The sequence below is a fragment of the Saccharopolyspora sp. genome (genome assembly GCF_017434145.1).
In the GTDB taxonomy this organism is placed as follows: domain Bacteria; phylum Actinomycetota; class Actinomycetes; order Mycobacteriales; family Pseudonocardiaceae; genus Saccharopolyspora_C; species Saccharopolyspora_C galaxeae.
In genome coordinates this window covers 1-8,255 of sequence record NZ_JAFRFW010000843.1, presented here as the reverse complement: position 1 = coordinate 8,255, position 8,255 = coordinate 1, and the positions used below count along the sequence as shown (strand labels likewise).

Here is an 8,255-nt window from a genome sequence, read left to right as displayed (position 1 = left end):
GCCGATGCGGGTGATGGGGGACCGGCTGCAGCTGCACCCGACCAGCGTCACCAACATCGTCGACCGCCTGGAGCACGACAAGCTGGTGCGCCGGGTGCCGCACCCCACCGACCGCCGCACCACGCTGGTCGAGATCACCGACGACGGCCGGGACTTGATGAAGCGCGCCACCGAGTCGGTCAACGAGGTCGAATTCGGGATGGTCGGGGTGACCGAGCGGCAGACCCAGCAGCTCACCGAGCTCCTCGGCAAGGTCCGGCACGCTGCAGGGGACTTCTGCGGAGGTGGGTTCGATCTTGTTGCGCGGGGGTCACTGCTCAGCGGCTGCGCCGCTGACTCGACCACGAGAACCGGTCCGGACTGCCAAGTACAACAGAGGTTCTGGGTCCGTGGTGCCGCGGCGGCCGCGGCTCAGTTGAGGGTTCGCAGCACGTGACCGACGTGGCCCCAGAAGGTCGGCTCCGTCGACTCGCGCGTGGTCAGCAGGCCGCGGCGATGCATCCAGCGCTCGAACGCGACCGACGCCAGCGGCGGCACGGAAGCGATCAGGCCGAGCACCAGCGTGCGGAACGGCCAGCGCAGCGGGCTGAACACGACCAAGCAAGTCACCACGTAAGCGGTGAACACCAGGCCGTGCACCCAGCCGAGGACCGTCACGCCCTCGGGCAACCCGAAGCCGTACTTGAACAGCATCGCGATCAGCAGGCCCGCCCAGGAGAACGCCTCGGCGACCGCGACGAAGCGGAACCAGCTTCCGTAGGTGCGCACCTGCCACCGCCTTTCGCGCCCGGAGGCGCCGTCCGATCCGTGCTGGGAGCCGGGTGAGCCGACTCGGCGCCGCCGTCACGGCTGCGAGCAGTTCCCCGAGTAGCTGCCGCCTTCGACGAGTAGTCCGGCCCAGGCCCCACCTGCTACGAGTGTGCAGCGTGTGCGCGCTCACACTGCTTCGGGCTCCGGCTCTTCGCCGGTCGTGCGGTCCGGTGCCGAACCGCGGCACCGGCCGTCAGCCGCGCGCGTTCACGAACTCCCGGAGCAGCGCGTTGAACTCGTTCGGCCGCTCGCGGTTCGGCCAGTGCCCCGCCCCTTGGACCACCCGCAGTTGCGCGTCCGCGATGCCTGCGGCCGCCGTCTGCGAGGACGACAACGGCACCGACCGGTCCCGCTCGCCGTGCACCAGCATCACCGGACAGCCGATCTGGTCCAGGTGCGGCAGGTGGTTCACCCGCATGGATCGGCGGGCCACCGAGTCCCGCTGCCAGTCGGAGAACAGCGAGCCGCGCTGGCGCGCTTCGGCGATGACCTCGTCGACGATGCTCTCCATGTCCTGCGGTTGGTCGGCGAACAGCTGCTTGGCCAGCACCCGGCGCACCGTTGCGCGCCTGGTGGCCAGCAGGTTCTTGGTCCCGCGGTCCAGGAACCGCACGCGCGTGGCGAGGTACTTCAGCGCGTGGTTCTGCAGCTTGGGCACCAGCCCGCCGGAGCTGACCAGGACCATCCCGCGCACCCGGCGCGGATGCCGCAGCGTGAAACCGGTGGCGATGCTGCCGCCCATGGACAACCCCACCAGCATCGTGTCCCGCACGTTCCACGCGTCCAGCAGCCAGCGCAGCACCTCTTCGAATGTGCGCTGGTTCGCCCGGCCGTGCCACGGCTGACTGCCGCCCTGGCCGGGCAGGTCGGGAACGTAGACGCGGTGGTCGGCGGCCAGCACCGGGATCGCGTGCCGCCAGCTCAGCATCGCGTTGTCCAGTCCGGCACCGTGCAGCAGCACGATCGCCGGTCCCGCGGAGCCCGCCCGGTAGTAGCGGATCTTGCCTGCGGGGAACTCCACGTGGTCGACCTCGACACCCTGCGGCGGGGCGGTCATCTCTCACTCCTCGACTGCTGGCTTGCTGCGGCGGGCGGACCCGGATGCGCGAATCGGACGTTCACTCGCCTGAGACGTTCCGCGGCACGGTCGCGTTGCGGTGCGGTTCTCGGCGACGGCGCTGCCGGGCCGCGAGCGGTGCCTGCGGCGCCCCGCGCCGATGGCGAGCGCATCCTTTCGATCTTGCATCGCCGCGCGGGTGTTACTCGGCAGGATATGCCCGCAGCGCATCGGCGTGGCACCGCCCGCAGCCCGGCGCGGCGGGCGTGCCAGGATCGACCGGGTGAGCACCGTGCATGACTGCAACCGCCCGGACGGCCGGGAGGCCGGCCTGACCGCCGCCGCGAACGCGGTGCGAGCAGGCGGACTCGTCGTCCTGCCCACCGACACCGTTTACGGCATCGGCGCCGACGCGTTCGACACCGAAGCCGTCGGCTCGCTGCTGACCGCGAAGGGACGCGGCCGCGACATGCCGGTGCCGGTCCTGGTCGGCTCCTGGAACACCGTGGACGGCCTGGTCATGTCGGTGTCCCGGCAGGCTCGCGCGCTGATCGAGGCGTTCTGGCCCGGCGGGCTGTCCCTGGTGCTGCCGCAGGCCCCGTCGCTGGCCTGGGACCTGGGCAACACGCGGGGAACGGTGAACCTGCGGATGCCGCTGCACCCGGTGGCGCTGGACCTGCCGCGCGAGGTCGGCCCGATGGCGGTGTCCAGCGCGAACCGCAGCGGCCAGCCGCCCGCGGCCACCGCGCAGGAAGCGCGGGACCAGCTGGGCGAGTCGGTGGACGTCTACCTCGACGGCGGCCCGTCCGGCGAGCCGGTCGCCTCCACGATCGTCGACCTCACCCAGTCGCAGCCGCGGGTGCTGCGGGAGGGGGAGATCAGCCGCGACCAGCTCGCCGAGGTGCTGGGCGTGGAGGTCGAACCCGCGCAGTGAGCCCGGTGCGCGGATCCAGTGCCATGCGGGCGAAAGGCCCCCGCGCCGGTTCCTCGCGTCCGAAGTGGATCGATCTTCGCTGATCCGGACCGGTGCTCGCGGCGCGTCCGAGTGCCGATAGCGTTGGTGCTGGATGCGCAACGTGCCACGCGATGAGGAGCACCGAGCTTGAACACGCCGTTCCGGGGGCTGAAGACCGACCGGGCCGCCGGCCCGCGCGGGTAGCACCGCCATGGACAATTCGACGCTCTGGGCTCCCGCCGGCCTGCCCGCGCGGGAGTACCTGTTGGTGCTGCTCACCGCGGCGGCGGTGACCTTCCTGCTGACCGGCTTGGTGCGGCTGCTGGCGATCCGCGTGGGGGCGGTCGCCTACCCGCGCAAGCGGGACGTGCACCTGACGCCGATCCCGCGGATGGGCGGGGTCGCGATGTTCGGCGGAGTGCTGGCCGCGATGTTCCTGGCCAGCAACCTGCCCGCGCTCTCACGCGGTTTCGACTTCTCCAAGGACGCGGTCGCCGCGCTGCTGGCGGGCGGGGTCATCGTGCTGGTCGGCGCGCTGGACGACCGCTTCGAGCTGGACTCGCTGACCAAGCTGGCCGGGCAGGTCACCGCGGCCGGGATCCTGGTGCTGTTCGGCGTGCAGTGGTTCGGCTTCTGGGTGCCGTGGGGCGGCACCGAGGGGCACATCGGGCAGCTGATGGTGCTCAACAGCAACCAGGGGCAGCTGCTCACGGTGCTGCTGGTCGTCACGATGATCAACGCGATGAACTTCGTGGACGGCTTGGACGGCCTGGCCTCCGGGATCGGCCTGATCGCCGCGAGCGCGACCTGCGCGTTCTGCCTGAGCCTGCTGCAGCAGCACGGCGGCGACGTCACCGCCTACCCGCCCGCGCTGATCGCCGCCTCGATCGCCGGGGCGTGCATGGGGTTCCTGCCGTTCAACTTCCAGCCCGCGCGGATCTTCATGGGCGACTCCGGATCGATGCTGATCGGGCTGATGCTGGCGACGGCGAGCACTTCGGCCTCCGGCAAGGCCGATTACGCCGGTTTCGGCGGCAAGGACGCGCTCGCGCTGCTGTCCCCGCTGCTGGTGCTGGCCGCCGTGCTGTTCGTGCCGCTGCTCGACCTGATCATGGCGGTGGTGCGGCGCACCCGCGCGGGCAAGAGCCCGTTCCACGCGGACAAGATGCACCTGCACCACCGGCTGCTGGAGATCGGGCACTCGCAGCGCCGGGCGGTGCTGCTCATCTACCTGTGGGCGGCGGTGCTGGCCTTCGGCGCGGTGTCGTTGACGCTGTTCAGCGCCGCGGTCGTGGCATGGGTGGTCGGATTGGGCGTGTTGTCGGCCGCTATCATTTCCGCAATCCCGAGAATGGCCGAACGGTGGCGATCCGATCGAGGGGCCTGATGAGCGAGACGACCGACCAGCGCGCCGACGGCGCCGATGCGGGCAACCCGCACGCCGCGACGGTGCGCAAGCTGGCCGACGCCATGCTGCGGACCGCGGTGTGGCCGGGCGTGGTGGTCGTGCTGCTCGGGATCCTGGTCTCCGGCTTGCTGGCAGGGCTGCCGGGTGTGTTCGGCGCGCTGGTCGGCGGAGTGGTGGCGTTCGGGTCGTCGCTGCTCACGATCGGCCTGATGCGCTGGACCGGCGGGCTGCACCCGATGTTCGTCATGGTCGCCGCGCTCGGCGGCTACATGGGGAAGATGCTGGTGCTGCTGGTCGTGATGACGTTGCTCGGCGGAGTCGAGGGCCTGCACTCCTACGCGCTGGCGTTCACCATGCTGGCCACGATCATCGTGTGGGCCGCTTCCGAGGTCGTCGCGTTCCGGAAAACCAAGATCCCGGTCGTCGTTCCTGGTCAATGACGGTCTCGGCGGTGCTTCGCGGGTAGTGCCGGAGATGGGGTTACCCGCTGGTATCGTCCGGTTCGACCTGGTCGCCCTGGTGCGGAGGGTGATCACCTGACACCGATCGTGCACATGTCGCGTGTGACGGGGTCGACTTAGGTGTCAGATCGCGTATCAGGTACGTTAAGTGCAAATCATGACGATTCGCCCGACGGTGTGAACCGCGGGAGAACCGGAAGGAGCCCTGTTGGGCGCGCTGGTGCTGGCCCAAGGCGGAAAGTTTCAACCGCCGGGCGCGGAAGCTTTCGACCTCCCGCCGATCTTCGGCGGCGTCACCAAGCCGATGATCCTGATCGTACTCTCCGTACTGATCATCGGCGTCTACTTCCTGGTTGCCACCCGCAACCTGAAGCTGGTGCCGGGCAAAGGCCAGTTCGTCGCCGAGTTCCTCTACGAGTTCAGCCGGAACAACATCGCGCGGGACCAGATCGGCGCCAAGGAGTTCCGCCGGTTCGTACCGCTGATCTTCGCGCTGTTCACGTTCGTGCTGGTGAACAACATCTTCGGGATCATCCCGCTCATCCAGTTCCCCACCATGTCGCGCATCGGCTTCCCGGTGGCGCTGTTCCTGGTGGCGTACGTGGTCATCCACACGGTCGGTTTCGCCAGGCACGGGTTCCTCGGCTACTTCAAGCACGTCATGTTCCCCCCGGGCGTGCCCAAGCCGATCTACGTGCTGCTCGCACCGATCGAGTTCTTCCAGAAGTTCATCGCCCAGCCGGTCGCGCTGGCCATCCGGGTGTTCGCCGCGATGTTCGCCGGGCACCTGATCCTGATGGTGTTCGCCCTGGGCGGGGAGTACCTGCTCGTTGAGGCGGGTGCGGCGTTCAAGCCGGTCTCGATCGTCGCCTTCGCCTTCGCCATTGCCTTGACGTTCGTCGAAGCCCTGATCCAAGTGCTGCAGGCGTACATCTTCGCGTTGCTGACCGCCAACTTCATCGGCAGCGCGCTCGCCCAGGAGCACTGAGAGCAAGACCAAGACCTCCGATCCGCGCATGAGCGCGGACCGAGTTGAAAGGTAGTGAAAGTGAGCAACATCGTTCTTGCGCAGGCCGCCGAAGCCGCGACGAACATGAACCCCGGTCTCGCCGCCATCGGCTACGGCCTGGGCGCCATCGGCCCCGGCGTCGGCGTCGGCCTGATCTGGGCCGCGGTCATCAACGGCACCGCCCGCCAGCCGGAGGCCCAGGGTCAGCTGCAGGGCATCGCGTGGATCTCGTTCGTGCTGGTCGAGGTGCTCGCCCTGATCGGCCTGGTCATCTACTTCATCGCCTCCAACGCGTGACAATCCGGCACTGAAGCGTAGGGAGACGTCATGGTGAAGACGCAGACGTTGCTGGCCGCGGGCGGCCACAACCCGGTCCTCCCTGCTCCGACCGAGATCGTCGTCGGGCTGATCGCCTTCCTGATCCTGCTGTTCGTGCTCTGGAAGTACGCCGTTCCGCGCTTCGAGAAGGTCTACGCGGAACGCAGCGAGCGGATCGAAGGCGGCATCGCCCGCGCCGAGCAGGCGCAGGCGGAGGCTCAGCGGACGTTGGAGCAGTACAAGTCGCAGCTCGCCGAGGCTCGTGCCGAGGCGGCCCGGATCCGGGACGACGCGCGGGCCGAGGGCCAGCAGATCGTCGAGGAGATGCGGGCTCAGGCGCAGACGGAGTCCGAGCGGATCGTCACGCAGGGCCAGAACCAGCTCGCCGCGCAGCGTTCGCAGATCATCGCGGAGCTGCGTTCCGACCTCGGACGGCAGGCGGTCGACCTGGCGGGACGTATCGTCGGGGAGTCCCTGGAGGACGAAACCCGGCAGCGCGGCACCGTGGACCGGTTCCTCGACGAGCTGGAGTCCACCTCCGCACCGTCCGGTTCGGCACCGTCCGGCAGGTAGGCAGGGGTGCGAGGAGCACGCACATGATGTGGTCACCGGAAGTGCCCCGAGAGCGAAAGGCCCTGGAGAGTTGAGCACCCTCGTGAACGCCGCGAGCCGCGACGCGCTGGCAGCCACCGAGCTGCAGCTGTTGCAGGCCACCGACGGGGCCGGGGCCGCGGAGATCACCGGTCTGGCCGACGAGCTGTTCGGCGTGGCCGCGTTGCTGGGTCGCGAGTCGACCCTGCGCCGCGCGCTGGCCGACGCCTCGACCGCGCCCGGGACCAGGGAGGACCTGGTCAAGGACCTGCTGGCGGGCAAGCTCGGCCAGCGGTCGCTGCCGGTGGTGACCGAGGCCGTCCGCGCCCGGTGGTCCAGCGCCAAGGACCTGGTCCGCGGCCTGGAACGGCTGGCGCGGGTGGCGCTGCTGGTGCAGGCCGAGCGGGCCGGTCGGCTGGATGCCGTCGAAGACGAGCTGTTCCGGCTGGGCCGGATCATCGGTGCGGACCTGCCGCTGGAACGGCTGCTGGCCGACCCGGCCGGTTCCCCGGAGGGCAAGGCGGCCGTGGTCGACGACCTGCTCGGCGGCAAGGTCGAGCCGGTCACCCAGACGCTGGTGCGCCAGCTCGTGGAACACCCGCGGGGCGGGCGGATCAGCGAGGGCCTGGAAGAGCTCGCGGAACTCTCGGCCAAGCGCCGTGAGCGGTCGGTGGCGCACGTGCGGTCGGCCGTGGCGCTTTCCGACGAGCAGCAGCAGCGGCTCGCAGCCACCTTGCAGCGGATCTACTCGCGGCCCATCGCGGTCCACCTGGAAGTGGATCCGGACGTGGTCGGCGGCCTGCTGATCCGGATCGGTGACGAGGTCATCGACGGCACCATCGCGGGCCGCTTGCAGTCCCTTCGGCGCGACCTGGCCGACTAGCGGCGAGGCGCAGCCGGCGAAGAACTTCCTCCCAGAGAACGAACCGAGAGCAGGAACGAGACATGGCGGAGCTGACGATCTCGTCGGACGAGATCCGCAGTGCGATCGAGAAGTACGTCTCCAGCTACTCCCCGGAGGTCAGCCGCGAGGAGGTCGGGGTCGTCACCGATACCGGTGACGGCATCGCCCATGTCGAGGGCCTGCCTTCGGTCATGACCGAGGAGCTGCTGGAGTTCCCCGGCGGCATCTACGGCGTCGCGATGAACCTGGAAGCCCAGGAGATCGGCGCGGTGATCCTCGGTGAGTCGGAGAGCATCGAGGAGGGCCAGGAGGTCCGGCGCACCGGCAAGGTGCTGTCCATCCCGGTCGGCGACGGCTTCCTCGGCCGCGTGGTGAACCCGCTGGGCGACCCGATCGACGGGCTCGGCGAGGTCAAGCCGGACGCCCAGCGCCAGCTGGAGCTGCAGGCCGCCTCGGTGGTCCAGCGCCAGGAAGTGCGCGAGCCGATGCAGACCGGCATCAAGGCGATCGACTCGATGACCCCGATCGGCCGCGGCCAGCGGCAGCTGCTGATCGGCGACCGCAAGACCGGCAAGACCACGGTCGCGATCGACACGATCATCAACCAGAAGAGCAACTGGGAAAGCGGCGACCCCGAGAAGCAGGTGCACTGCATCTACGTCGCGATCGGCCAGAAGGGCTCCACGATCGCCGGCGTGAAGCGGCAGCTGGACGAGTCGGGCGCCTCGGCCTACACGACCGT

General features: G+C 69.5%; 10 protein-coding genes and 1 pseudogene. 9 read left to right on the top strand and 2 right to left on the bottom strand.

Annotated elements, in window-relative coordinates:
- Window positions 1-436: MarR family transcriptional regulator (locus tag IJH84_RS22985; RefSeq protein ID WP_295148897.1), on the top strand; the 436-nt coding region annotated here is incomplete at its 5' end.
- Here IJH84_RS22985 and IJH84_RS22980 read toward each other — a convergent pair.
- On the bottom strand, window positions 412-768 hold the full coding sequence (locus IJH84_RS22980) for a DUF3817 domain-containing protein (RefSeq protein ID WP_200070313.1): 357 nt from the start codon (window positions 766-768) through the stop codon (window positions 412-414). The two genes, IJH84_RS22985 and IJH84_RS22980, sit on opposite strands and share 25 nt — an antisense overlap.
- Before the next feature lie 235 nt (window positions 769-1,003).
- Window positions 1,004-1,867 carry an alpha/beta fold hydrolase gene (locus IJH84_RS22975; RefSeq protein WP_200070312.1) on the bottom strand — a complete coding sequence of 288 codons (864 nt, stop codon included), beginning with the start codon at window positions 1,865-1,867 and terminating at the stop codon, window positions 1,004-1,006.
- 283 nt (window positions 1,868-2,150) lie between these two features.
- Between IJH84_RS22975 and IJH84_RS22970 the strand changes: the two genes are divergently transcribed.
- The 8 genes and pseudogenes from IJH84_RS22970 to IJH84_RS22935 form a co-directional block, all read left to right on the top strand.
- Window positions 2,151-2,801, top strand: a complete 651-nt coding sequence (locus IJH84_RS22970; RefSeq protein WP_295148895.1) for an L-threonylcarbamoyladenylate synthase — start codon at window positions 2,151-2,153, stop codon at window positions 2,799-2,801.
- 232 nt (window positions 2,802-3,033) lie between these two features.
- Entirely contained in the window at window positions 3,034-4,209 is a 1,176-nt protein-coding gene (locus IJH84_RS22965; RefSeq protein ID WP_200070310.1) for a glycosyltransferase family 4 protein, read from the top strand.
- Window positions 4,209-4,670, top strand: a complete 462-nt coding sequence (locus IJH84_RS22960; protein WP_200070309.1) for a hypothetical protein — start codon at window positions 4,209-4,211, stop codon at window positions 4,668-4,670. Before IJH84_RS22965 ends, IJH84_RS22960 begins: the two co-directional genes overlap by 1 nt.
- Window positions 4,671-4,899: 229 nt before the next feature.
- On the top strand, window positions 4,900-5,679 hold the full coding sequence (gene atpB, locus IJH84_RS22955; RefSeq protein ID WP_200070308.1) for a F0F1 ATP synthase subunit A: 780 nt from the start codon (window positions 4,900-4,902) through the stop codon (window positions 5,677-5,679).
- A 60-nt stretch (window positions 5,680-5,739) separates the two neighbouring features.
- Window positions 5,740-5,997 (top strand): ATP F0F1 synthase subunit C, encoded by a 258-nt coding sequence (locus IJH84_RS22950; RefSeq protein WP_295148891.1) that lies wholly within the window; start codon window positions 5,740-5,742, stop codon window positions 5,995-5,997.
- Between the two features lie 30 nt (window positions 5,998-6,027).
- On the top strand, window positions 6,028-6,591 hold the full coding sequence (locus tag IJH84_RS22945; RefSeq protein WP_200070307.1) for a F0F1 ATP synthase subunit B: 564 nt from the start codon (window positions 6,028-6,030) through the stop codon (window positions 6,589-6,591).
- Window positions 6,592-6,661: 70 nt separating this feature from the next.
- Window positions 6,662-7,492, top strand: a complete 831-nt coding sequence (locus IJH84_RS22940; protein ID WP_295148888.1) for a F0F1 ATP synthase subunit delta — start codon at window positions 6,662-6,664, stop codon at window positions 7,490-7,492.
- 62 nt (window positions 7,493-7,554) lie between these two features.
- A pseudogene (locus tag IJH84_RS22935) lies at window positions 7,555-8,255 on the top strand (F0F1 ATP synthase subunit alpha); the annotation flags it as partial.